This is a genomic window from Arthrobacter sp. MW3 TE3886 (assembly GCF_041262145.1).
Classification (GTDB): Bacteria; Actinomycetota; Actinomycetes; order Actinomycetales; family Micrococcaceae; genus Arthrobacter.
The window spans coordinates 333,293-356,006 of the sequence record NZ_JBGCAN010000001.1; the positions used below are offsets into that span (position 1 = coordinate 333,293).

General features: G+C 67.4%; 22 protein-coding genes. 10 read left to right on the top strand and 12 right to left on the bottom strand.

All coding sequences use genetic code 11. The features are described from left to right. Positions 1-11: 11 nt before the first annotated feature. A complete protein-coding gene (locus ABH915_RS01600; RefSeq protein ID WP_370117060.1) occupies positions 12-1,556 on the bottom strand; it encodes a PucR family transcriptional regulator in 1,545 nt (514 codons plus the stop codon). 107 nt (positions 1,557-1,663) lie between these two features. Between ABH915_RS01600 and ABH915_RS01605 the strand changes: the two genes are divergently transcribed. Further along, positions 1,664-3,190 (top strand): cytosine permease, encoded by a 1,527-nt coding sequence (locus ABH915_RS01605; RefSeq protein WP_370117063.1) that lies wholly within the window; start codon positions 1,664-1,666, stop codon positions 3,188-3,190. 15 nt (positions 3,191-3,205) lie between these two features. Then, complete coding sequence (locus ABH915_RS01610; RefSeq protein WP_370117066.1) at positions 3,206-4,177, top strand: polysaccharide deacetylase; 972 nt, start codon at positions 3,206-3,208, stop codon at positions 4,175-4,177. A gap of 108 nt (positions 4,178-4,285) precedes the next feature. On the opposite strand, the gene ABH915_RS01615 is transcribed toward ABH915_RS01610, so the two are convergent. Continuing rightward, positions 4,286-5,395 (bottom strand): M20/M25/M40 family metallo-hydrolase, encoded by a 1,110-nt coding sequence (locus tag ABH915_RS01615; protein ID WP_370117068.1) that lies wholly within the window; start codon positions 5,393-5,395, stop codon positions 4,286-4,288. A 503-nt stretch (positions 5,396-5,898) separates the two neighbouring features. Here ABH915_RS01615 and ABH915_RS01620 point away from each other — a divergent pair. The 5 genes from ABH915_RS01620 (at position 5,899) to ABH915_RS01640 (ending at position 10,527) form a co-directional block, all read left to right on the top strand. Continuing rightward, positions 5,899-6,993 (top strand): extracellular solute-binding protein, encoded by a 1,095-nt coding sequence (locus tag ABH915_RS01620; RefSeq protein WP_018775012.1) that lies wholly within the window; start codon positions 5,899-5,901, stop codon positions 6,991-6,993. A gap of 1 nt (position 6,994) precedes the next feature. Further along, positions 6,995-7,888: an ABC transporter permease gene (locus ABH915_RS01625; protein ID WP_370117072.1), complete on the top strand. Its 894-nt coding sequence runs from the start codon at positions 6,995-6,997 to the stop codon at positions 7,886-7,888. Next, entirely contained in the window at positions 7,875-8,702 is an 828-nt protein-coding gene (locus ABH915_RS01630) for an ABC transporter permease (RefSeq protein ID WP_026539571.1), read from the top strand. Before ABH915_RS01625 ends, ABH915_RS01630 begins: the two co-directional genes overlap by 14 nt. A gap of 9 nt (positions 8,703-8,711) precedes the next feature. Then, positions 8,712-9,833: an ABC transporter ATP-binding protein gene (locus ABH915_RS01635; RefSeq protein ID WP_370117075.1), complete on the top strand. Its 1,122-nt coding sequence runs from the start codon at positions 8,712-8,714 to the stop codon at positions 9,831-9,833. Positions 9,834-10,104: 271 nt separating this feature from the next. Beyond that, positions 10,105-10,527: an STAS/SEC14 domain-containing protein gene (locus ABH915_RS01640; protein ID WP_370117078.1), complete on the top strand. Its 423-nt coding sequence runs from the start codon at positions 10,105-10,107 to the stop codon at positions 10,525-10,527. A 19-nt stretch (positions 10,528-10,546) separates the two neighbouring features. On the opposite strand, the gene ABH915_RS01645 is transcribed toward ABH915_RS01640, so the two are convergent. Next, positions 10,547-11,443, bottom strand: coding sequence for a helix-turn-helix transcriptional regulator (locus ABH915_RS01645; RefSeq protein WP_370117081.1), 897 nt, complete (start codon positions 11,441-11,443; stop codon positions 10,547-10,549). Positions 11,444-11,587: 144 nt separating this feature from the next. Between ABH915_RS01645 and ABH915_RS01650 the strand changes: the two genes are divergently transcribed. Further along, positions 11,588-12,631, top strand: a complete 1,044-nt coding sequence (locus ABH915_RS01650; protein ID WP_370117084.1) for an NAD(P)-dependent alcohol dehydrogenase — start codon at positions 11,588-11,590, stop codon at positions 12,629-12,631. Between the two features lie 21 nt (positions 12,632-12,652). Here the strand turns inward: ABH915_RS01650 and ABH915_RS01655 are convergent, their stop codons facing one another. After that, complete coding sequence (locus ABH915_RS01655; RefSeq protein ID WP_370117087.1) at positions 12,653-13,105, bottom strand: hypothetical protein; 453 nt, start codon at positions 13,103-13,105, stop codon at positions 12,653-12,655. A 243-nt stretch (positions 13,106-13,348) separates the two neighbouring features. Next, positions 13,349-13,669, bottom strand: a complete 321-nt coding sequence (locus tag ABH915_RS01660) for a GYD domain-containing protein (protein WP_018774995.1) — start codon at positions 13,667-13,669, stop codon at positions 13,349-13,351. A gap of 226 nt (positions 13,670-13,895) precedes the next feature. On the opposite strand from ABH915_RS01660, the gene ABH915_RS01665 reads away from it, so the two are divergent. Beyond that, positions 13,896-14,225, top strand: a complete 330-nt coding sequence (locus ABH915_RS01665) for an antibiotic biosynthesis monooxygenase family protein (protein ID WP_018774994.1) — start codon at positions 13,896-13,898, stop codon at positions 14,223-14,225. Positions 14,226-14,277: 52 nt separating this feature from the next. Here the strand turns inward: ABH915_RS01665 and ABH915_RS01670 are convergent, their stop codons facing one another. Continuing rightward, the gene (locus tag ABH915_RS01670) at positions 14,278-14,880 is read right to left on the bottom strand and encodes a hypothetical protein (protein ID WP_370117090.1); all 603 of its coding nucleotides are present in this window, start codon (positions 14,878-14,880) and stop codon (positions 14,278-14,280) included. Next, the gene (locus tag ABH915_RS01675) at positions 14,881-15,408 is read right to left on the bottom strand and encodes an SRPBCC family protein (protein WP_370117092.1); all 528 of its coding nucleotides are present in this window, start codon (positions 15,406-15,408) and stop codon (positions 14,881-14,883) included. It abuts the gene before it with no gap. 284 nt (positions 15,409-15,692) lie between these two features. Between ABH915_RS01675 and ABH915_RS01680 the strand changes: the two genes are divergently transcribed. Further along, positions 15,693-16,676, top strand: coding sequence for an ABC transporter substrate-binding protein (locus tag ABH915_RS01680; protein ID WP_370117095.1), 984 nt, complete (start codon positions 15,693-15,695; stop codon positions 16,674-16,676). Between the two features lie 286 nt (positions 16,677-16,962). Here the strand turns inward: ABH915_RS01680 and ABH915_RS01685 are convergent, their stop codons facing one another. Genes ABH915_RS01685 through ABH915_RS01705 form a run of 5 tightly spaced genes read right to left on the bottom strand, consistent with a single transcriptional unit; the run spans position 16,963 to position 22,704 of the window. Next, a complete protein-coding gene (locus tag ABH915_RS01685; RefSeq protein WP_370117097.1) occupies positions 16,963-18,423 on the bottom strand; it encodes an NtaA/DmoA family FMN-dependent monooxygenase in 1,461 nt (486 codons plus the stop codon). A gap of 10 nt (positions 18,424-18,433) precedes the next feature. Beyond that, positions 18,434-19,594: an LLM class flavin-dependent oxidoreductase gene (locus ABH915_RS01690; RefSeq protein ID WP_370117100.1), complete on the bottom strand. Its 1,161-nt coding sequence runs from the start codon at positions 19,592-19,594 to the stop codon at positions 18,434-18,436. Continuing rightward, the gene (locus ABH915_RS01695) at positions 19,591-20,511 is read right to left on the bottom strand and encodes a DUF1684 domain-containing protein (RefSeq protein ID WP_370117103.1); all 921 of its coding nucleotides are present in this window, start codon (positions 20,509-20,511) and stop codon (positions 19,591-19,593) included. Before ABH915_RS01695 ends, ABH915_RS01690 begins: the two co-directional genes overlap by 4 nt. After that, positions 20,495-21,655 (bottom strand): LLM class flavin-dependent oxidoreductase, encoded by a 1,161-nt coding sequence (locus ABH915_RS01700; RefSeq protein ID WP_370117106.1) that lies wholly within the window; start codon positions 21,653-21,655, stop codon positions 20,495-20,497. The genes ABH915_RS01695 and ABH915_RS01700 overlap by 17 nt, the downstream gene beginning before the upstream one ends. Next, positions 21,652-22,704 (bottom strand): ABC transporter substrate-binding protein, encoded by a 1,053-nt coding sequence (locus ABH915_RS01705; RefSeq protein WP_370117109.1) that lies wholly within the window; start codon positions 22,702-22,704, stop codon positions 21,652-21,654. Before ABH915_RS01705 ends, ABH915_RS01700 begins: the two co-directional genes overlap by 4 nt. Positions 22,705-22,714: the final 10 nt, after the last annotated feature.

The following is a 22,714-nucleotide window of genomic DNA, read 5'->3' on the forward strand; positions in this document are numbered from 1 at the left end:
ACGCACCCGCCTCAGCTGAGCCGGGCCAGCCGCGTGGCCAAATGCAACGCCGCAAGCCGGCCCGTCCGCCGGGGGTCGCCGCCGCACAGCTCGAAGATCCGCTGCAGCCGTTGATGCATCGACTGCCGTTCCACGTGCAGCTCCCGGGCCGCCTGGGCGGTGTTGCATCCGGAATCAAGCCAGGTGGCCAGGGTACCGAGCAGCCGCGAATTGCGTTGGGCGTCATGGTCCAGGAGTGCGCCCAGCTGCTGGCGCACGAAGTTGCGCCGTTGTTCGGTCTCCAGGCTTCCCACCGCAAGGCGTTCGACGGCGAATGCCTCGGAATCGATCACGGGACAGTGCGGGCCGGTTGCCCCCGCCGGCGAATGTCCCAGCGCGTCTGCCAATTCCAGCGTGAGCCTGGCTTCCGACAGGGACCAGGGAGCTTCCGGGATCCCGGCGGCCAGCGGGCCGACGGCGACGAGCGTATCGGCCAGCGCGGGCAGCCCCCGCAGGCCGGCCAGGAGCGTATCCCGGCTTTCGCGCGGATTATCGCCCGGCTGGACGGCCACCGCCAGGAGCTCGGCGTTGTCGACGTAGGTGGCGCTCGGCTGCGCCCCGCGGGTCAGAAGGCGCTCCACCGGCGCCCGGAGCTGTTGGAGCATGTCGGAGCGGATCACGATGGCGACGAGCGCGGCGCCCGGCGGAATCCCGGCCGCGGAAGCCAGCTGCTGGAGCCGCCAGGTCTGGCTGCCCGAATCTATCGCGCGGAGCAGGGCCGCCCCGGCGACTTCCTTGAGCCCGGGAGACATCCGCTGGAGCAATGCCAGGGCCAGAATGTCCACTGAGCGGTTCCCGGCTGTCCGGGCCAGGTTCTCGTCCTCGCCGGCCGGGACCCGGAGCAACAGCTGGGCAGCGAGGATACCGCGGATCGGCACGTCGATGTGGATCAGGCGTGCCTGTTCCTGCGGCCCAGGGGAGGAGGCGTCGGCGTCGGAAGCCTCTGCCTGCCCCGGGGTTGCGCTGGCCAGGGTTGCGCCTGATATGGACGTCAGGGTCACTTCGGCATTGATGATGCCGGCCAGCACGGCGAGGATCCGGTCTAGGCCTCCGCCGTGCGTCAGCTCGACTGCCATGGCGTGACTGGCCTCGTCCGCCCGCCGCAATTGGGACACTGAGTCGCTGACCAGCATCGAGTTTATGGCCTGCATGACGCCGACGAACGGCACCACCGCGCGAAGTTCGATCAGCGGAAGGCCGGCTGCTTCGGCGGCCGCCACCATTGAGGACGGCAGTGACGGAAGGGCCACCCCGGTTTCGATGGCTACGGCCGCCACACCCCGCTCCGCCAGTTGGCGAACGTAATTGACCTGCCGCTCCTCGGAGGCCTGGGCGAGAGCTTCTCCGCCGGTCAGCAGCAGCTCCCCGCCGGCAAGCAGCGGCGCGATGTCGATGATCTCGCTGGAGTGGATCCACCGCAGCTGGGTCCTGGCGGCAGCCCGGGCCGCTGCCCGGATGACGGGATCGGCGGCCGCCAGCGTCGGATGGTTCAGGGCGTCTTCAAGACGAATGGACATTACACTCCGTCACGTCGCTCTACGTTTCTTTAGACACATTGTATATGGCTGAATGTGGCCTGCGACACATAATCTTGAGGAATCCCACACATCCTCGGAGGCTCCCCATGCGACAAAAATCCCCAGCGGCCCCAGCCGGCACCGCGCCGGAAGCCAGTGAAGACCACGAAGCGTGGCTCCACCCCATCCCCGAATCAGAGCGGACGCGCAAAGTGTCCGGCCAGTTCTGGATCTGGGCTGGGGCCAACCTCGCCCCGATCAACTGGGTGCTCGGAGCGCTCGGCATCCAGCTCGGCTTGGGGTTCGCGGACACGGTCACCGTCCTTGTCCTTGGCAACCTGATCGGGATGCTGCTCTTCGGATGCTTTGTCCTGCTGGGGCAAAAGACGGGGGCGACCGGCATGGTCCTGGCCCGCGCCGCCTTCGGCCGGCGCGGAAACTACCTCCCGGCGGCGATCCAGGCCCTTCTGGTGATCGGCTGGTGTGCAGTCAACACCTGGATCATCCTGGACCTGGTCATGGCGCTGTTCGGAACCCTGGGGTGGGTTGATCCGGAGGCCCACAACTATGCGTGGAAGATCGCCATTGCCACCTTCATCATGGCCGCCCAGGTAACCATTGCCTGGTTCGGCTACAAGGCCATCGCCGCCTTCGAAAAATGGACCGTCCCGCCGACCATCATCATCCTGACCGTGATGTCGGCAGTGGCCTGGTTCGGCATGAAGATCAACTGGACCTACGCCGGCCCGGCAGGACACATCCTGGAAGGCTCGGAACGCATCGCTGCGATGAGCGCTGTCATGACGGCGATCGGCATCGGCTGGGGCATCACCTGGTTCACCTACGCCGCCGACTACTCGCGCTTCGTCAGCACCACGGTGCCCAAGCGCAAGGTCTACCTCGCGTCGGTGCTGGGCCAGTTCATCCCCGTCGTCTGGCTGGGTATCCTGGGGGCCAGCCTGGCCACCAACACAGGGGAAATAGACCCCGGCAAGCTCATCGTCCTGAACTTCGGCGCGCTGGCCCTGCCCGTGCTGCTCATGGTGCTGCACGGCCCCATCGCGACCAACATCCTGAATATCTACACCTTTTCCGTAGCCACACAGGCGCTGGACATCTCCATCAGCAGGCGCAAGTTGAACCTGTTCGTCGGCGTCTTCTCCCTTGCGGTCGTGATCTTCTTCATCTTCCAGGAGGACTTCGCCTCCGTGCTGGACGCATGGCTGATTGGGCTGGTCGCCTGGGTGGCTGCCTGGGGCGGAGTCATGCTGGTCCACTACTTCTGGATCGAAAAGCGCTGGCCCGGTAACCCGGCCAGGCTGTTCGACGCCGTCGGCACCAAGCGGCTGCCAGGCGTGAACCCGGCCGGCATCGCCTCATTGATCATCGGCATCTTCGCCACCTGGCTGTTCATGTACGGGCTGGTGCCGGCAATGCAGGGACCCATAGCGGTTGCCCTGGGCGGGTGGGATTTGTCCTGGCTCGCCGGGGGACTGTCCAGCGCTGCCGCCTACGCCGTCCTCGGCCCGCGTTTCCACCGCAAGTTCATTGATGTTCCCGACAGCGAACAGGCCGCAGATGCGCCTCACGCCAGCGACCTCCCGGTCCCGTCAACCACCCGCACCGCCCTCTAGCAGGAGACCAGCCCCGTGAACTTCCCCGCCTTCGCCGACACCGCCCATCCCATCACCTGGCCCGAAGGCCATCGGGCCGCAGCGTCCTTCACCTTCGACGTCGACGCCGAATCCTGCACCATCGCCCATGACCCGCAGAGCACCAGGCGCATGTCCCTCATGACGCACCAGTCCTACGGGCCCAAGGTCGCCGTCCCGCGGATTCTGCAGATCCTCGAGCGCCAGCAGATCCAGGCGACGTTCTTCGTCCCGGGATTCACCGCCGAATGCTACCCGGACGTGGTCCGGCGGATAGCCGACGGCGGCCACGAGATTGCGCACCACGGATACCTGCACGAACCCATGCAGGGCATCGACGCCGCCACGGAGGCGCGGTACATCGACCGGGGCCTGGATGCCCTGGCCAAGGCCGCCGGCGTCCGGCCGACCGGCTACCGCGCCCCGTGGTGGGAGCTCAACTGGCATTCCGCGACGCTCCTTGCCGACCGCGGGTTCCTTTATGACTCAAGCCTGCTCGACGGCGACGCGCCGTACCGCTTCAGCGTTGCCGAGGCAGACCCCCGCGATCTCGTGGAAATCCCTGTCGACTGGGCTCTGGACGACTGGGAGCAGTATGCCTTCTACCCGGGCGTCTCCGGAAGCGGCGTCATCGAAAGCCCGGCCAAGGTCCTGGAAATGTGGACGCTGGAGGCCGAGGCCCACCACGCTGCCGGGAGCTGCTTCGTCCTGACCAACCACCCCTTCATTTCCGGCCGGCCGTCCAAGGCCGTGGCCCTGGAGCAGCTGATGGACCGGGTCAAGTCGATGGACGGCATGTGGGTCACCACCATGGAGAAGATCGCGCAGCACACGCGCGACTCCGTCGAGGAGATCCACACCCACGCGCGCATTGCGGTGCCCGGGTTCCCTGACACCGGCGCACAGTTCACGCCGGCCGCCGTGCGGCAGTCCCAAGGAGGCCCGGCGCGGCGCGGGGCTGGAATCTAAGGCACAATTCGGCCCTTGCAAGGTCCCCGGCCCGGCACCTCAACGGAAGGTGGCTGGGCCGGGGACCTTTCTGTGCGGCGGTCCGGAGTCAGTGGCGTAGCGGGGTGTTTAGCCGGTCTTGGCCATCGCGTAGGCCAGGGTGCCGTAGGCCAGGGCGCCGGACATTTCGGTGAGCAGTTCCGGGTTGGTGTTGGCGATGGTGTCGCAGGCCTCGTGGTAGCAGGGGTCGAGGTCCTTGCCGGCCTCCCCGCCATAGGTCTGGGCCTGGGCCTGGGTCTTCCTCTTCTCATCGCCGGTGAACAGCCCGCCGCCGGGAATGCCGGCCGAGAGGAAGGCGTCGTAGTCGGACCCGCCGTCAAAGGGCGTGGTCTCGGCCGGCAGCGCGTTCTCCTGGAAGTAGCGGAAGAAGATGTCCTCGATCGCCTTGGACCCGGCCGGGCCGGCGTCGCCGAAATCCGTCCCGTCCCCGTCATGGACCGAGCGGACCCCGTTGGGCGAGGCCACCATGTCCACGTTCAGGTTCGCCGCGGTCTGGCCGATCTCGGTGGCGCTGAGCTCGTCGACGTAGTGCTGGGACCCGTACAGGCCGTCCTCCTCGCCGCCCCAGAACGCGAACCGGACCCGGTTGGCCGGCGTGATCCCGGTCTCCTTCATCCACCGCGCGGTCTCCAGGACCGCCGCGACCCCGCTGCCGTTGTCATCAATGCCCGGGCCCTCCTGCACGGAGTCCAGATGCGCGCCCACCACCACGGTGTGCTCGGCACTGCCCCCGGTGTCGGCCAGGATGTTGAAGGACTCCACCGTTTTGCCGCGCCGGCCGTCCTCCTTGAACGTGAAGCTTTGCCGCACCGGCGCATACCCGGCCGCGCGCAGTTGCTCCTCAACGTAGCGGGCCGATTCCTCATACCCCGAGGTGCCCGAGGCCCGGTTCCCGCCGTTGGCATCGGCCACCCGCTGCAGCGCCTGCAGGTGCCCCACCATGTCCCGGGACTTGAACGCCGCCAGCACCGCACGCGCATCCACCGTACTGGCCGGTTTCAGTTGCGGGACCGCAACCCTGGGACTGGCGGGTTTGGCGGATTGGCTCGTCCCGCCACCGGATTTGCTCGTGGCGCCACCGGACGGGATGCCAGCCGCGACCCCGGAGGTACAGGCCGACGTCGAGAGCAGGACCAGGGCCAGGACTGAGGGAAGTACATGCTTGCGGAGAGTGATCATGCCGGGAGCCCATCACTAGTCGGTACAAGTTCGCTTGATTCCGGCTCGACTGGTCACAACGCTCGCCACTGACACTCCAGTAAGTCGCGGCCACCATCGCCCGGCAAATACTCCTATCAGGTCGAACCATTGTCGGTCGCCCCGCTGTATCCGCAATAGCGCCTCGCTGTGAATTTCCTGTGCAAATCAGGCCCCGGTAACCGGCAGCCGGGGGAACCGCCCGCGGCCGAAACCCTGGAGTTTCTTAAAGCAATACAACTGTTGACTAGTGAGCAACTTCACAGTTACAGTTGCGAAACCGAAAAGCCGCCGGAAGGCGGACTCGAGATCTCCAGGTGGAATGGATGGCGCGCGCGAACCGCGGCTGTCACTTCTTCTTCTCACTCCACTGTTTCTTCTCACTTCACTGCGCCACACGCAATCACACGCACCGCACCCCACCACGCCCGCAATCCTGCACGCCTTCTTTTGGCGTGCCCGCGTCCATGAGAGGCACTTCCCCCATGACAGCATTCCGTTCCACTCCCTTTGACCGCAGGCAGCTCCTCAAAGCGGCAGCGCTGACGCCATTTGCGGGTCTGGCGCTGTCCGGCTGCGCGGCGAAGCCCGCCGAAAGTGCCGCCGCCAACAAAACGGTGACTGTCACGTCCTATGGTGGCTCGTACAACGACCAGCTGACCCAGACCATCCTGGATCCGTTCTCCAAGCAGTCGGGAATCCAGACGACGCTGCTGGCCAACACCTCCCTGGCCGCGCTCAAGGCCCAGGTCCAGTCCGGCGACGTGCAGTGGGACCTCGTGGAAATCACGGCGCCGGAGTATGAGGTGGCCGTGGCCGAGGGGCTGCTGGAGAAGTTCGACTACGACATCATCAGCGACAAGGGCCTGCCCGGATACGCGAAGGCTGAATACGGCATCAAGTACCTGAGCTTCCTGTTTGTCATGGCGTGGGACCAGAAGGTCATTTCCGACGCGCAGGCACCGAAAGACTGGGCCCAGTTCTTCGACCAGGGCAAGTACAACACCAAGCGCTCGGTGTACAACCAGCTCTCCGACAGCTCCGTCCTGGAAGCCGCCCTGCTGGCCGACGGGGTCCCGTTCGACAAGATCTACCCGCTTGACGTCGACCGGGCCCTGAGGGTCCTGGGCCAGCACCCGGGCAAGGACCGGCTGCTGTACCACGCCGCCAACCAGGAGCCCATCCAGCAGCTCACCTCCGGTGAGGTCTCGCTCTCCACCAGCTTCAACAACCGAATTAACGCAGCCCGCAACGACGGCGCGAAACTGAACTTTTCCGCCGAAAACGCCGTCCTCGCCGGCGACTACTTCGTGGTGCCGAAGGGCGCGAAGAACAAGGAGGCGGCCTTCAAGCTGATGAACTTCATGTCCAACGACGCCGAGGCCGGCGCAGCGTTCGACAAGGTCACCAACCTGACCCTGGCCAATACCCCGGCGCTGTCCAAGCTGCCGAAGGAAATCGCCGACACGCTTCCCACCAGCCCCCGGCTCGCAGACAAGATCCTGGTCCGCGACGACAAGTGGTGGTCGCAGAACCTGAAGAAGACCGAGCAGCAGTTCAAGCTCTGGCAGGCCAGCTGACATGAGCAACGCAACTCTCGAACGGCCCCGGCCCCGGCCCCGGGGCCGCGGGGCGCCGGCCTCCGCTGAGGCAGCACCCCGACGGCGGCGCAGCGGCTGGTGGCTGCTGCTGGCCCCGATCCTGGCCTTCGACGTCGTGCTGTTCCTGACGCCGCTGGGCAAACTGGTCGGCGCAAGCTTCGCCGACAACGCCTACCAGCGGGTCCTCGAGGACCCGCTGGTGGTGCGCGCACTGGTCAACACCCTGACCATCAGCCTGGCCAGCACCATTGTCACTGTGGTGCTGGGCTACATCATCGCCATGGTCCTGTGGCGGGCCGGCAATGTCACCCGGGTGATCCTGTTCGCCGTCGTCCTCCTGCCGTTCTGGACCGGCATCCTGGTGAAGAACTTCGCCTGGGCGGTCCTGCTCCAGGACAACGGCATTGTGAACGCATTCCTGCAGGGAATCGGGCTGACAGGTGCGCCGATCCCGTTGCTGCACAACCGGTTCGCCGTGATCGTCGGCATGGTGCACTGCCTCCTGCCGTACGCGGTGTTCCCGATCTTCTCCTCGCTGACATCGATCGATGACCGGCTGGGGCTCGCGGCCCGCTCGCTTGGCGCGCGGGAAGGATCCGTCTTCCGCAGGATCACGCTGCCGCTGAGCATGCCCGGCATCTCCGCGGCCGGGCTGCTGGTCTTCATCATCAGCACGGGCTTCTTCATCACCCCGGTGGTGATGGGCGGACCCGGCGACATGATGATCGCCAACCAGATCGACTACTACGCCCGACAGCTCACGGACTTCTCCGGGGCCGCTGCGTTGGCCGTCATCCTGACGGTCATGGTCAGCATCCTCGTAGCCGTCTACCAGCGCGTCCTCAAGGCAGGAGGCCAACATGAAGACAACTAATCCGCAGCACCGCCTGCTGGCGCTTCTTTCCATCCCGGCCTTCCTGTTCCTCGTCATTCCGACGGCGATTGTGGTGCCGGTCGCGCTGAACGACAGCCGCTACATCACCTTCCCGCCGGAGGGAATCTCCTTCGCCGCCGTGGCCGGATTCTTCGCCGACCGGGCCTGGACCTCCGCCCTGACGGCCAGCCTGCAGTCGGCGGCGATCGCCGTCGTGATTGGCGTGCTGCTGGGTGCCACCGCGGCGATCGGCCTGCACGGGCGCAAGTTCCCTGGCCAGCCCGCCGTGGTGGGCCTGATCCTCGCGCCGATGATCGTGCCGACCGTGGTGCTGGCGCTGGCGTTCTACCAGTTCTTCATCTCGATCGGCATGGTGGGCAGCATCGTCCCCATCGGCCTGGCGCATGCCGTGATCGCGACCCCCTATGTGTATCTGACCACCCGCGCCAGCCTCGCCGGGCTCAACCCGGCCCTGGTCCGGTCGGCGCAGAGCCTCGGGGCCGGACCGCTCTCCGTCCTGCGGCATGTGTATCTGCCCATCATCCTGCCTGGCCTGATCTCCGGGGCGCTCTTCGCGTTCTCGGTCTCCATCGATGAGACGGTGATGTCCCTGTTCATGCAGTCTCCGGGGGCCACGACCTTGCCGGTGAAGATGTTCACGGATATCCAGTTCAACCTGACCCCGAAGATCGCGGTGTCTTCCGCCCTGCTGGTCAGCGTCGCCACGATCGGGCTGCTGCTCCAGGTCTTGTTTGTCCTCAAGCGCCGCTCTTCAACCCGGATGCTGCCGCTGGCCGTGTCCGCACAAACGTAAGGAAAGCCGATGACCGCATCAGTGATTTCCGCGGAGTCAATTCCCGGCACGGGCAGGACAGCCCGGGGCGCCATTGAGCTCCGCCAGGTCAGCAAGCACTACGGCGACGTCGTTGCCGTGGACGAACTGGACCTGGCAGTCCAGCCAGGGGAGTTCGTGACCCTCCTGGGCCCCAGCGGCTCCGGCAAGACGACCACCATGATGATGGTTGCGGGGTTTGAAGACCACACCGCCGGGACCGTCCTCATTGACGGCAAACCCGTGGACTCGCTGCCGCCCCGGGACCGCAATCTCGGTGTGGTGTTTCAGAACTACGCCCTGTTCCCGCACATGAGCGCGCTGGAAAACGTAGAGTTTGCGCTCCGCATGAGGAAGGTGCCGCGCGAGGAACGCCGCCAGCGCGCCGAGGAAGCCCTCGACCGGGTGGGACTGGGCAAGATGGGCGGCCGCAAGCCGCGCCAGCTCTCCGGCGGACAGCAGCAGCGGGTGGCGCTGGCCCGGGCACTGGTCTTCAACCCGGCCGCCCTGCTGCTCGATGAGCCGATGGCGGCCCTGGACAAGCGCCTCCGCGAGCAGATGCAGGAGGAGATCAAGACCCTGCAGAAGGGCCTGGGCATCTCCGTGCTGTTCGTGACGCACGACCAGGACGAGGCCATGGCCATGTCGGACCGGATCGTGGTGATGAGGGACGGGAAGATCGTGCAGTCCGGCCCGCCGGAGGAGGTGTACAACCATCCCCTGACCGACTGGGTGGCCAGCTTCCTGGGCGACACGAACCTCATCCCGTGCACCATCGTGGAGCGCAACGGCGAGGAAGCCGTGGTGGACCTCGGCGGACTGGGTCTGGCGAAGGTCCGGGACCGCGGGGCAAGCGGTGAGAACTACGCCGTCTCCATCCGCCCGGAGCACCTCAAATTCAGGACACGGGCCTCAGCGGGCAACGGATGCGCCGCGACCCTGGTGTCCTCCACGAATCTGGGCGCCACGGTCCGCCACCGCCTCACGGCCGGCGGCCACGAACTCCAGCTCCGTGAGCTGAGCTCGGACAGGGGCGCCGGGATCCGGCCGGACGAGGAACTGTGGGTGGGCTGGGACGCGGACAAGGCCCAGCTGCTGGTCCTGGAGTCCTGACCGCGGGACATGCCCTCCTCTGGCGCCCAGGGATGGACATATGCCCACTATGTCCATCCCTGAGCCGCGCCGGGGGACATGTCCGTTCCGGAGGGGGGACATGTCCGTTCGAGCCACATTCGGAAGGGGGGGACATGTCCACTGGAGGCAGGCCGCGTGGGGCATGTCCGGGGCCGGTCAGCAACGCGGGGCGCAGCCACCGTTTGCGGTCCGCCACGCGCACCGGGCCCCAAACCCCTGGCTTGTCAGGCCCGGCCCTACAATGGTCTCGATGATGCCAGGACATATAGCAGCTGCTGACGGAAAGAACGTGCTGAGCGTCAGCGCGGGCATCATCACATCCGTCTGGCAGCCGGGCACGTTTGTTGACGTCGACGATGCCAGCAGGGACGCGATGCTGGCCGTAGCGCAGATCAGCGGCGGAATACCGATGCCGATGCTCTCCCAAATGACGGACGTGGAGATCAGCGCGGCCGCCAGGTACGAGTTCGCGCAGACAACAGGAGTTCTGGCGATTGCCGTGCTTGGATCCAGCACAGTGGATCGTGTGATTGCGGCGGCCATGAGCCGGCACACCCGCTACCCCCACGAATTCTTCACTTCCCGGGACGACGCCATGGCCTGGCTGAACAACTTCACCTCCAGCGGCGGCCAGCCCGGGGGATACACGGACGGCATTTCCGCCCTGGCGTGACAGTGCCGGCCCGCTCCGGTTAGGCCTTGTCCACCGTAGTCGTGGCGGCCTCGGCCTCCTTGACCTGCCGGTTGGTCGCGGCCCAGCTGGCCAGCAGCCGCAGCGCATCTTCCGACGCGGAGCCGGGCTCGGCGTTGTAGACCAGCAGGGACAGCCCGGCGTCGGCGGAGACGTCCATGGCCTCGTACATCAGATGGAGATCCCCGACCACCGGGTGGTGCAAGTGCTTGAGCCCGGTGTAGTGCTGGCGCACGTTATGCGCCGCCCACAGGGTGCGGAATTCCTCGCTCCGCGTCGATAGTTCACCGACCAGGTCGGTCAGGCCGCGGTCGTAGGGGTCCCGGCCGGCCTCGGTGCGCAGGATCGCGACGGTGTCGCTCGCCGCGCGGTCCCAGTCCGGGTAGAAGCTGCGCGAGCGGGCGTCCAGGAAGATGAACCGGGCATGGTTGGCCGGGCGGGCCGGACCCGCATACATGTCCGAATACAGGGCATAACCCAGCGGGTTGGCCGCAAGCACGTCCATGCGTCCGTTCCGCACAAAGGCGGGCGCGTTGGTGATGGCGTTCAGCGTGAGCTGCACGCTGCGGCGGACGGACTCCGCGGGACGGGGACGACGGCGGGTCCCGCTGCCCGGGGCCGCCGCACGGGCCAGATCGAAGAGGTGGGCCCGTTCGGCGTCGTCGAGTTGCAGGGCCTTTGCCACGGCGTCCAGAACCCCCTCCGAAACGCCGGACAGGTTTCCCCGCTCCAGCCTCGTGTAATACTCGACGCTGACGCCGGCCAGCATGGCGACTTCCCCGCGGCGCAGGCCCGGCACCCGGCGTTTCGCGCCGTACACCGGCAGCCCCGACTCCTCGGGGGTGATCTTGGCCCGGCGCGAGGCAAGGAACTCGCGGGTCGCCTCTCGATTGTCCATGCCATCAACGTTAGGCCCTTGGGCTCCGTGAGGGAGGCCCTGCCAGTACCCCTATCAGCAGGGACTCCCTCACGGCTGCGATACCGGGTTTGATGGATGGTGTTCCGTTGAACAACCCCCAACGATCAACAAGCAGGAGATTCATTGCTTACCGTCAACGCTTACGCATCACCGTCCGCGACCGAGCCGCTCGCCCTCACCACCATCGAGCGCCGCGACGTGGGACCGCACGATGTCCTGATCGAGATCAAGTACGCAGGGATCTGCCATTCGGATATCCACACCGTCCGCGGCGACTGGGGCCCGCAGACCTATCCGCTGGTACCCGGTCATGAAATTGCCGGCATTGTCACCGAGGTCGGCACGGCCGTGACCAAGCACGCCGTCGGCGACCGGGTCGGCGTCGGCTGCATGGTCAATTCCTGCGGCGAGTGCGTCAACTGCCAGGCCGGCGAGGAACAGTACTGCCTCGCCGGGAACACCGGCACCTACGGCGCCGTCGACCGTGACGGCACCATCACCCAGGGCGGCTACTCCACGCACGTCGTCGTGACCGAGGATTTCGTGGTCACCATTCCCGAGGGCCTCGAGCTCGACGTCGCCGCGCCGCTGCTGTGCGCCGGCATCACCACCTACTCGCCGCTGAACCACTGGGGCGCGGGTCCCGGCAAGAAGGTCGCGATCGTCGGACTGGGCGGACTGGGCCACATGGCCGTCAAGATCGCACACGCCATGGGCGCCGAGGTCACGGTCCTGTCGCAGTCGCTGAAGAAGCAGGAAGACGGGCTGAAGCTTGGCGCGGACCACTACTACGCCACGAGCGATGAAAACACCTTCACGGACCTTGCCGGCACTTTTGACCTGATCATCAACACGGTCAGTGCCGCGATCGACATCAGCTCCTACCTGCAGCTGCTGACCCTCGACGGCGCACTGGTCAACGTCGGCGCGCCCGCGGAACCGCTCCCGGTGAACGCGTTCGCCCTCATCATGGGCCGCCGTTCCTTCGCCGGCTCGATGATCGGCGGCATCCGCGAAACCCAGAAAATGCTCAACTTCTGCGCCGAGCACGGCCTGGGCGCCGAGATCGAGGTCATCCCGGCCGCGAAGATCAACGACGCCTACGAGCGCGTCCTGGCCTCCGACGTCCGCTACCGCTTCGTGATCGACACCGCGACCCTGAACTAGGACGCCTAACGGGGATCCGGACTAGGATCCCGGCCCGGCCGGAACGAGCCAGAAGCCGGCAACTTCGCCGGCGGCGGGGTCGGTGCCGGGCCGGAATCCCTGAATCTGGACTGGTCCGGCCCCTAGGTCGACCCGCGTTGTTGCAGCTGCTCCGCAGTCGAGGTTCATCTCCGCCCTGCCGCCGCCCCGGAGGCCGTCCTGGGACACCGTCAGGAACGCGTTCGGTGCGCCGGTGCAGGCCGCGGTGAGCGTGTAGGTTCCCTGCGGCACCGCTGCGGCCGAGTGGCGGAACCCGCTGCCGCCAATCCCGCCCGTTCCGCCGAGGACGAGCCCGTCAGGCCGGGTGCCGAGGACAGCTTGCAGCTCGCCCAGATTGCGCTGCTCGGCCTCGGCGAGACCCGGGTTTACCGGCGCGGGCGGTGGCGGCGGGGCCAGCCGCGACGACACCGCGGGGGCCGCCGTCGGATCTGACACGTCATCGGTGTATTCACACCCGGTCAGGCCCGCTCCCGCGCCGGCCACAGCCAACAGCAGCGCGGTACCGCGCGCCCAGGGTTTTCCCCCGCGGAGTGGACTGCACAGTGACCCGCCCAGTGACCCGCCCAGTGACCCGCCCAGTGACCCGCTCAGTGACATGCCCCGAGCCTACTGGCAGAGACTCGGGCACGCGCGTAGCCGCGTGCCGTGATCCGGCCATTCGCGGCCGGTGTTCTTGATCTATTGCCCCGGGGCCCGGTACGACGGCGTCTTCTTGGCTGCCGCGTCGAGATCCTCTGCTGACATGAGCGGTTTCAGGTGCAGGTTCACGGCACCGGTGGAATTGATCATCAGTGACAGGGCCACGGCGTTGGCCTGGTCGGGGATATCGAAGACCCCGACGACGTCCGTCTCGCCGAAGGCGTAGTAAAAGCTTTCGAGTGAGCCGTCCACCGACTTGAGGGCCTCGACAACAGCATCACGCCGCTTGGTGCCGCCTTCACGCATGAGTCCTTTGATGCCGTCGCCAACGTAGTTCGCTTCGAACAGATATTTGCTCATCGTTTTTCCTATCCTGTGTACGCCCAGGACATCGGCATCCGAACATGTGCCCGCTCCCAACGATGGAAGGTCCGAGGCTGGCCCCAGAGTGGGGTCTGCCCACATGCTAGGCCTTCTACTCCACCCATACAACGGTTCATTTGCGGCCACAACCGCGCTCCGGGCAATCGGCACTACCGCCGGCCGGAGGACAGGAACATAATCGGCGTATCAACCCGTACGGACAATGGAGGCGATCGACGTGTCTGTTTATACGCTCGGAATCTGGCTGGTGCATCCCGGCCGCGAGAACGATTTTGTGCAGGCCTGGCGGGATCTGGCCAGGAAGACGAAGGAAGACTTTCCCAACGCCAAAGCCGTGCTGATGCACGATCGCGACGTCAAAAACCGGTTCATCAGCACCGGCCCGTGGGAGTCCCTGGAACAGATTGAGCAGTGGCGGGACTCTGCCCTGTTCAAGCAGGGCGTCGAGGCGATGAAGGACATGCTGGAGCATTACGAGGCGCGCACCCTGGACGAGGCCGCCAGCATCGGCTGGGACGCGACCGATATGTGAATTTTCCCGGGACCCGGGTCGCCGCCGGCTGCGCGGCGCGGGTTCCCGCCGGCTATTCGGCCTGCAGCGCCTCAAGTACGGCAGCCAACAGGACATCGTTCCGGCCCCAGACGGGATCGAAGATTTCCACGTACCAGGCGTCAGCCAGGACCAGGGCCAAGGTCTCGTTGGTCTCTGCCGCCCAGTCCCTGAGCTGGTCTTCCCCAACGGGCCCCTCGCTGCTGCCGAGCAGGGTTGCGACGTCGTCGTCCTGTACGGTCACCGGGATGGAGACGCTGCTCGCCTCACCGGGGTCATGGACGACCGTCACCAGGCTGGTCCGAGTTGACAGCGTCAGCAGCGTCGACGCCGTATCCGGGCCGCAGAAGGCTGTCACGTAGGCGCGCTGCGCGAGGCCCCCGGCCTGAACGCCCGGCTGCGATTCCTTGGTGAAGAGCCCGTTGCGGTTGAGCCGGGCGAGGTCTCCGGCGATGGCCGCGGTCTCCTCGTCGAACCCGGGCGCGAAGACTCCCGGCTGGTACTGGCTGTTGCCCTCCAGCCAGCGGGCGGTCAGTTCGCCGGCCGCCGGAATGGTGGAGGCCTGCCGCCAGACTTCGCGGTCCGCGAGAAGCCGGCCGAAGCTGTCCCGTTCCGTCGTGAACCTGGCCTCTGACATTCAGGCCTCCTGTGCTGTGGGGTGCGGGATGGACTGTGGGGTGGGGTGCGTCTGCGGGGCGTGGTGCTGCAGGAGCACGGACAACCGTTCGCAGCTGATCCGCAGCGCCTCCAGTTCACGCCGGCTGTAGTCCTCGATGATCGCACGGATCCGCTCGGTGAGGTGCTCGTCGTCGACCTCGAACTCGTGGTTCAGCGTGACCACGGAGAGCCCGTCAGCCGGCCGGATCTCCCAGTCGCCGCCGAGCTCCCGGAACGGGGGTTCGAGGTTCAGCTGGTGGAACTCGGCGCGAAGGCTGGCGGTGTCAAAGACGCGCCAGCAGTGGCTTGAACTGAGTGAGCCGTTGGACACCACGGACGTGCGCAGCTCGTGCCCGGCGTCGTCGCCGCTGACACGCTCCGAGTACACCGTCAAGCCGTCGAGGTAAGGCCAGTGCGAGGCGTCGCGCAGCATGCTGAAGACAAGGTCCGCCGGGGCGTTGATGCCGAGCCGGTCCGTGGTCCGGTGCGTTTGCTGGTGCGTGCTCACTGACAAGTTCACCCCTCCTGTGTCGTGCTGCCACCTTGCAGGTCTTCTATGCAGGCTAGGCCAGTTGCGGCCTGCCGTGAACAATTCCGTCCCGTCGCGTCACGCAGGGCAATCTTCGGTAACACAGGGCATCCGCAGGCCGCCGTCCGCGGACGCCGGATGAACGGGTGTTACCGCCTGTATCCCTTGGTTTCACCCGGTTTCACGGCGCTTTGACCGGCTTTCCCGTGCCCCGGATAGTTGCTGGCACCAGCACCAATTCAGTCCACTCTCAAGGGGAGAACATGTCCAGTCTTTCGTTTAAATCAGGCGCCGCGGTCGCGTTGGCGGCTACCACTGTCCTGGGTCTGGCGGCCTGCTCCGATCCCGGCGCCGCTGCTGCCGGCGGCCCGTCGGCGGCGGCGCCGTCCTCCACCGGGGTGAAGCAGTTCAACCTCTCTCCGCGGCAGGACCGCGTCAAGGCCACAGTGGATGCTGCGGCCGCCGCGCTCGTCCCGGAGGCCATTAAGAAGGACGGGAAGCTGACCGTGGCGGTCAGCCCGTTTGCGGCGCCGCTGGCCGTTTATGCCACCGACAACAAGACCCCGGTGGGCAACGAAGTGGATATCGCCGTCGCACTGGCCCAGTCCCTGGGCCTGGAGGCGGACATTGTCCCGACGGCCTGGGCCGACTGGCCGCTCGGCGTCGATTCCGGCAAGTACGAGGCTGTGCTGTCCAACGTCACCGTCACGGAGGAGCGCAAGCTCAAGTTCGACTTCGCCAGCTACCGTGAGGACAAGCTCGGCTTCTACGCCAAGGCGGACAGCAGCATCACCAAGGTCGAGTCGGCGCCGGACGTCGCGGGCAAGCGCGTGATCGTCGGCTCCGGCACCAACCAGGAGGCAATCCTGCTGCGCTGGGATGAGGAAAACAAGAAAAACGGCCTCAAGCCCGTGGAGTTCCAGTATTACGACGACGACTCCGCGTCCCAGCTCGCCGTCCAGTCCGGACGGGCGGACCTGACGTTCGGCCCCAACGCCACGGCAGCCTACAAGGCGGCTTCGGACGCCAAGACCAAGCTCGTGGGCCTGGTCGACGGCGGCTGGCCGCTGAAGGCCAGCATCGCCGTCACCACCAAGAAGGACAACGGGTTTGCCGCCGCGGCGCAGGCCGGACTGAACCACCTGATCCAGGACGGCAGCTACGCCAAGATCCTGGACCGCTGGGGGTTGTCCGCGGAAGCCGTCGCGAAGTCGGAGCTGAACCCGGCCGGCCTGCCGAAGAAATAGCCCCGCCGCCTGAAACGCCACTACCTGAAACGACACTACCTGAAACGCCACTACCTGAAACGCCACTACCTGAAACGCCGATTGCTCCGTAACTGCCCTTCTGACGGCCGAAAACGGCGGCTACGGAGCAATCGATGGGGTCGGGCAGAGGGAATCCCCGCCGGAACATCTCCGGCGGGGATTCTTAGTTTCTGCCTGGTTGTTGCATGCCTGAGTGGTCGATTGCTCCGTAACTGCCCTTCTGCGGCTCGAAAAGGGCGGTTACGGAGCAATCGATGGTGATTGCCTAGGCCCGTGCCGTGACGGAACCGGCGTCGGCGCCTGCCCCGGCGGCCTCGATGCCTGCCTCACTGGCGTCGACGTCGGGGTTTGCACGCACCGGGGTGGCCAGACCGAGGTTCTCCCGCAGCGTACTGCCCGCGTACTCCGTTGGGTACACGCCGCGCTCCTGCAGTTCCGGCACGAGGTGGTTGACGATGTCGTCGAGGCCGGACGGGATGAGCCACGGCGAGATGTTGAATCCGTCGACGGCGCCGGTCCGGGCATACTCGCTGAGCCGGTCCGCGACCTCGGTGTACGAGCCGGTGAAGGTGGAGTCGCCCCGGCTGGTCTTGGCCGAGACGAACTGACGGATGGACAGGCCCTTCTCCTTGGCCTCGGCCCGCCACTGGTCGGCCAACTGGCGTGCCTTGGCGCCGTGGAAGCCGCTGCCGCGCGTTTCGGAGGTTTCTTCCACCACGGGGTCGATGTCCGGCAGCGGGCCGTCGGGGTCGTAGCCCTGCAGCTCCCGGCCCCAGAACTGTTCGAGGTAGGCGATGGCCTGCTGCGGGCCGATCTGCAGGCTCCGGACCCAGGTCTTCTTTTCGAGGGCCTCCCGCGGCGTGGCGGCGAGGATGAACTCGCTGGCGGGCATGATTTTCACGTCCTGGGCGCCGCGGCCGGCCCGGAGGGTGCGCTCCACGATGTCGCGGCGGAACGCCAGGGCGTCATCGAGCTGCGGGTGCGCGGAAAAGATGACGTCCGCCTGCCGGGCGGCGAAGTCCCTGCCCTCGGGCGAATCCCCGGCCTGGAACAGCACCGGCCGGTGCTGGGCGCTGCGCGGCAGCCGCGGGGTGACGTCGACGGTGTAGTGCCGGCCGGCGTGGCGCACACGCCGGACCGCGCCCTCCGCCGACCACCGCTCGGCTGAGGCTGAGCCCGCGACGGCGCTGTCGTCCCACGCGTCCCAGATCCGTTTGGCGGTTTCCACGAAGGCCTCGGCGTGGGTGTACCGGTCGGCGTGGTTCAGGTAGCCGCCGCGGCGGAAGTTGGCGCCGGTCCAGGCGTTGTCTGTGGTGACGATGTTCCAGGCCGCGCGGCCGCCGGAGAGCAGATCCAGGGTGGAGAGCCGGTGCGCCAGGTCTGCGGGATCGTTGTACGTGGTGTTCTGGGTTGCGACCAGCCCGATCCTGGTGGTCACCGCGGCCAAGGCGGCGAGGGCGGTCTGCGCGTCGGGACGGCCGGCGACGTCGAGAGCGTGCGGGCGGCCAAGATGCTCACGCAGCCGCAAGCCTTCGCCGAGGAAGAACGCCGCGAACAGGCCGCGCTCAGCGGTTTGGGCGATGCGCCGGAACGATTCGAAATCAGTCTGGGAGCCGGACTCGGCGCTCTTCCAGACAGTTCCGGAGTTGACGCCCTGAAAGAACACGCCCAGCTGGAGCTGGCCGGACGGCGCGAATTCGGCGGCGGGGTGGGTGCTGTGGCTCATGGTGGGCTCCTTAGTCTTCCGCGCCGGGGGCGCTGGGTGCTGCGGCGTAGCGGCTGGCCGGCCGCGCCAGCCCCAGCCGATCGCGGAACGTGGCGTCCGGGATGGTGGGGGCGAGGAGCCCGCGCCGGCGCAGTTCGGGCAGCACCAGCCGGGTCAGTTCCTCAAGATCCGTGTCCAGCACGGCGGGGTGCAGGCGCACGCCGTCGGCCCAGGCCAGCACCTCGGTGAGCAGCTCGGTAAGCCCGGCAGCCGAACCTATGAACCGGGCACGCGGGCTCTGCCACGCGGTGTGCCCGTTCAGCCCGGCCAGCCGCTCAGCGGCGGCCTGGCCGCGGGAGTCCAGCACGACGTCGAGTTCGGCGATCAGCGCGGGCCCACTCCCGCCGGCGGCGAGACCTGCGCGCGTCGCCGCGAGCTCGGCGGCCAGTAGCTCGGGCGTCGGGGCCGAGACCAGCAGCGCGTCGGCCGCCCCTGCCGCGACGGCCTCCGGCGGGAGGAGCCCGGCCGGGGCCAGGACAGGCAGCTGGCCCTGGGGCGGCCGCGGAATGATCGACGGACCCTTGACGGAATAGCTGCCGTTTTCGACGTCGATGTAATGCAGCTTGTCGACGTCGAGGTAGCGCCCGGTGGGGACGTCGCGGATCACGGCGTCGTCCTCCCAGGAGTCCCAGAGCCGGCGGCCGACCTCGATCGAATCGGCGGCCTCGCGGGAGAGCCGGTCCCCGCGCACGGTGTCGCGTCCGACGGCGGCGGCATCGGCCGCGCTTGATGAAGCCGCCACCAGCCAGCCGGCCCGTCCGCCGGAGACGTAGTCCAGGCTGGCCAGCTGGGTTGAGATGTGGAACGGCTCGGTATAGACGGTGTCCACTTCCGGAATCAGTGCCACCGAGCGGGTCACGGGGCCGGCAAACGCGGCGCGCTGCAGCGCGTTGAGCCGGGCCGCGGCGTCCGGGTGTCCGGGTTCCGGCAGGCCGGGGTCGGAAAACGTCACCGCGTGAAACCCGGCGGACTCGGCGGCGAGCACGGCCCTGCGGAGGTGTTCCGGGCCCAGTACGGCTGCCGGGGCCGAGCGGGAAACCCGCCACGCGGCCGGATGGCTGCCGGCGCCGTCGAGCTCCAGCAGAAGGAGGCCGTGTCCCAGGGGCCCGTCCTGGGCGGAAGGGGTGCTCATGATGCGTCCTGTCGTTCGTAGGGGATCTGTTCGCCGGCCTCGATGGCCACCGGCAGGCGGTTCTCCGCCGGCGGCAGCGGGCACGTGGCGAGGTCCGTGTAGGCGCACGGCAGATTCACCGCCCGGTTGAAGTCGAGCAGGACCGTGCCGTCGGGGCCCGGAGCCGCCACGGTGAGCGAGCGGTTGGCCGCGTAGGTGCTCTTGCCCGACGTCGCGTCCGTGAAAAGCACCGCCAGCGTGCGCGGAGCGTGGCCGTTGAACGCGGTGAGGCTCAGGTCCTCACCGCGGAGCCGGAAGCGGATTTCCCCCGGGGCCTCGTAGACGTGGTGGATTCCTTCGACGGCCGCGCCCACCGTCGTGGGCCGCGGTTCGGCGAACGGCACGAATATTCCTGGAATAGCATATTCGGTGCTGGGGGCGTAGGCGGGGGTGCCGCGGTAGCCGGTGAGCAGCGGGTTCAGGGGATGCCGCGGCCGCACGACGTAGCGGCCGCCACGTTTGGCGAGCTCGATCACGGTATGGCCGGCGCCGGCATCCTCGACACGCAGGTTCAGGCCTTCGCGTTCGGGGATCGGGCCGAGGAACACGGTGGCTCCGGTCCCGTCGGCGTTCAGTTCCTGCCCGTCGCGAAGGACGCGTTCGCCTGCCCCCAAAGCCAGACGGACGACGTCGTCCTCGACGCTCCAGATGCCCGGCGCACCATCCAGCCGGGCGGGCGAGGAATCGAGCCAGTGCAGGTGGGTGACGGCGAGGAAGCCGTGGGGATCTGCGCGGTGGCGTTCGTGCGCCGCATGCCAGTCCGCCCAGGCGGCTTCAAATTCCCGGTCGGGGCGGCGGTCGGGACTGGTCCGGTGGGCGGGAGCGCCTGGGCCCGGGGTGCGGCCAGCGTTCGTGGACGTTTCAGTGGGTGCGGACATAGGAGCTCCTGTGGTGGTTGTGGTCGGCTGTGACGCGGGCGGCGGCGTCGGCTTCAGTGGAGCCGGCGGACTCCGGCCGGCCGGCGTAGGGGTCGCCGTCGGCCCACAGGGTGGTGGGCGCGGCGGCGCGGACGGCCGGAATGACTTCCAGGGCGAAGCGCTCCAGGATTTCGAGCTGCTGGGCGAAGGGCAGCGTGGTGGGCAGGGAGATGGACTGCAGGTCGTGGCCGTAGAGCGCGTGGTAGCTGAGGATCTTGTCGATCACCTGCTCCGGGCTGCCCACCAGGGCCGGGCCGTCGGCGACGGCGTGGTCGATGTCGCGGTAGGGCGAGTTGTTGCCGGGAACGTTCCGGCCGGTCGTGAGGGCCTCGTAGACCGGGCCGAACTGCCGCTTGGCCTCCTGTGTGGTGTCCGCGATGAACACCCCGCCCGCGCCCGATCCGGAGCCCAGGTACTGGTGCCGGGGATCATGGCCGTGGCGTGCATATTCCTCGCGGTAGTGGTCAATGAGCGCCTTGTAGTTTTCCCGCGGCTGGATCGCGTTGGCCGTGAACAGCGGATCGCCCCACTGCGCTGCCAGTGCCGCCGAGGACAGGCTGGTGGCGGAACCGTGCCAGACCCGCGGCGCCCCGGCGAACGGCCGCGGCGTGGTGGTGGTGGGCTCGGTCAGTGCCGTGCGGAACCTCCCGGACCACGTGAGGTTTTCCTCGGTCCAGAGCCGGCGGAGCAGGGCGTACTTCTCCGCGAGGAGCTCCCACTGATCCGCCAGGTCCAGGCCGAACAGCGGGTACTGCAGCACCTCATTGCCCTTGCCGATCACCAGTTCCAGCCGGCCGCGGCTCAGCTGGTCGATCGTGGCGTAGTCCTCCGCGACCCGCACCGGGTCCAGCACGGACAGCACCGTCACGCCGCTCTGCAGCCGGATCCGGGTGGTCACGGCGGCGATGGCGGCGAGCACGGTGGTGGGGGAGGAGGAGATGAACTCGCCTGCGTGGCGTTCGCCTACCGAGAAGCTGTCGTAGCCGAGGTCCTCTGCCCGGCGCGCGATCTCCACCACCTGATTGAGCCGGTCCGCGGTGGAGACGATCTGCCCGGTGACCGGGTTCTTCAGGTGCGGGATGATGTCGAGGACCTGGAACCTCACTGTGTCTTCCCTGCGGGGGTTGTCCCTGCGGGGGCTGTCCCGAAGTTGGCCTCACTGACGGTCTTCGACTCGGGAAGGGCTTCCTCGGAGAGTCCCCAGCGGTCCAGGACCTTGGCGTAGGAGCCGTCCTTGATCGCGGAGTTCAGGGCGTCCGTGATGGCCGGGGCCAGGCCGTTGCCCTTGAGCGTGGTCGCCGCGACGAGGGTTTCGGACGGCCAGCCGGCATTGACCTTGCCCACCACCTTGAGGTCCTCGCGGGTGTTTTCCCGGTAGGTGACGGACGGGTAGGGCGCGAGGTTCAGGTCCGTGCGGCCGGAGGACAGGGCCAGGATGGTGTCGGCGTCGGAGGAGTAGTACTGCAGCACTGCGGGCGCCTTGCCCTTGGCCTCGAGCTCCTTGTTCCAGGCGATCAGGATCTTCTCCTGGTTGGTGCCCGAGCCCACCGAGATCTTCAGCCCGGAGATGTCATCGGAGCCCTTGATGTCGTAGCTGGAGCTTTTCTTGGCCTCGAAGCCCATGTATGCGGCGCGGTAGCTGGAGAAGTCGAAGAGCTTCACGCGGGCGGCGTTGATGCCCACATTCGAGAACACGGCCTCGAAGTCGCCGGACTGGGTCTTCAGCGGCCAGTTCTCCCAGGAGGTCACCTGGACGTCCAGGTCCAGGCCCAGTTTGTCCGCTACCAGCTGGGCCAGGTCCACCTCGACGCCGATCGGGGTCTTGTCGTCCGTGGCGTGGAAGGACAGCGGAATGGCGCCCGCCGTCGTCGCGACGGTCAGCCTGCCGTCCTTGCCGATCAGCGCGGGGACCTTCGCGGCCAGGGCCGCGTCCTTCCCGGCCCGGATGCGCTGCTGGTCCGGCGAGGTGTTGTAGACGACGCCGTTGCGCGCCGCCGTTGTCGCCGGCTGTCCGCCGGCGGCCGCGGAGGCGCCGGGATCAGAGCAGGCACTCAGCGCCATGGTGCCGGAAAGGGCGCCGATGAGGACGACGGCGGGAAGCGCCGCAGGCTTGCGTCGGGGGCCAGTACTGGGGCGGGCGGAGCTGGATGCCATGGGGTGTTCC

Coding starts and splice junctions, on each gene's coding strand:
- ABH915_RS01600 (WP_370117060.1), bottom strand. CDS start 1,556: ATGTCCATTCGTCTTGAAGACGCCCTGAACCATCCGACGCTGGCGGCC.
- ABH915_RS01605 (WP_370117063.1), top strand. CDS start 1,664: ATGCGACAAAAATCCCCAGCGGCCCCAGCCGGCACCGCGCCGGAAGCC.
- ABH915_RS01615 (WP_370117068.1), bottom strand. CDS start 5,395: ATGATCACTCTCCGCAAGCATGTACTTCCCTCAGTCCTGGCCCTGGTC.
- ABH915_RS01620 (WP_018775012.1), top strand. CDS start 5,899: ATGACAGCATTCCGTTCCACTCCCTTTGACCGCAGGCAGCTCCTCAAA.
- ABH915_RS01625 (WP_370117072.1), top strand. CDS start 6,995: ATGAGCAACGCAACTCTCGAACGGCCCCGGCCCCGGCCCCGGGGCCGC.
- ABH915_RS01630 (WP_026539571.1), top strand. CDS start 7,875: ATGAAGACAACTAATCCGCAGCACCGCCTGCTGGCGCTTCTTTCCATC.
- ABH915_RS01635 (WP_370117075.1), top strand. CDS start 8,712: ATGACCGCATCAGTGATTTCCGCGGAGTCAATTCCCGGCACGGGCAGG.
- ABH915_RS01640 (WP_370117078.1), top strand. CDS start 10,105: ATGATGCCAGGACATATAGCAGCTGCTGACGGAAAGAACGTGCTGAGC.
- ABH915_RS01645 (WP_370117081.1), bottom strand. CDS start 11,443: ATGGACAATCGAGAGGCGACCCGCGAGTTCCTTGCCTCGCGCCGGGCC.
- ABH915_RS01660 (WP_018774995.1), bottom strand. CDS start 13,669: ATGAGCAAATATCTGTTCGAAGCGAACTACGTTGGCGACGGCATCAAA.
- ABH915_RS01665 (WP_018774994.1), top strand. CDS start 13,896: ATGGAGGCGATCGACGTGTCTGTTTATACGCTCGGAATCTGGCTGGTG.
- ABH915_RS01670 (WP_370117090.1), bottom strand. CDS start 14,880: ATGTCAGAGGCCAGGTTCACGACGGAACGGGACAGCTTCGGCCGGCTT.
- ABH915_RS01680 (WP_370117095.1), top strand. CDS start 15,693: ATGTCCAGTCTTTCGTTTAAATCAGGCGCCGCGGTCGCGTTGGCGGCT.
- ABH915_RS01685 (WP_370117097.1), bottom strand. CDS start 18,423: ATGAGCCACAGCACCCACCCCGCCGCCGAATTCGCGCCGTCCGGCCAG.
- ABH915_RS01690 (WP_370117100.1), bottom strand. CDS start 19,594: ATGAGCACCCCTTCCGCCCAGGACGGGCCCCTGGGACACGGCCTCCTT.
- ABH915_RS01695 (WP_370117103.1), bottom strand. CDS start 20,511: ATGTCCGCACCCACTGAAACGTCCACGAACGCTGGCCGCACCCCGGGC.
- ABH915_RS01705 (WP_370117109.1), bottom strand. CDS start 22,704: ATGGCATCCAGCTCCGCCCGCCCCAGTACTGGCCCCCGACGCAAGCCT.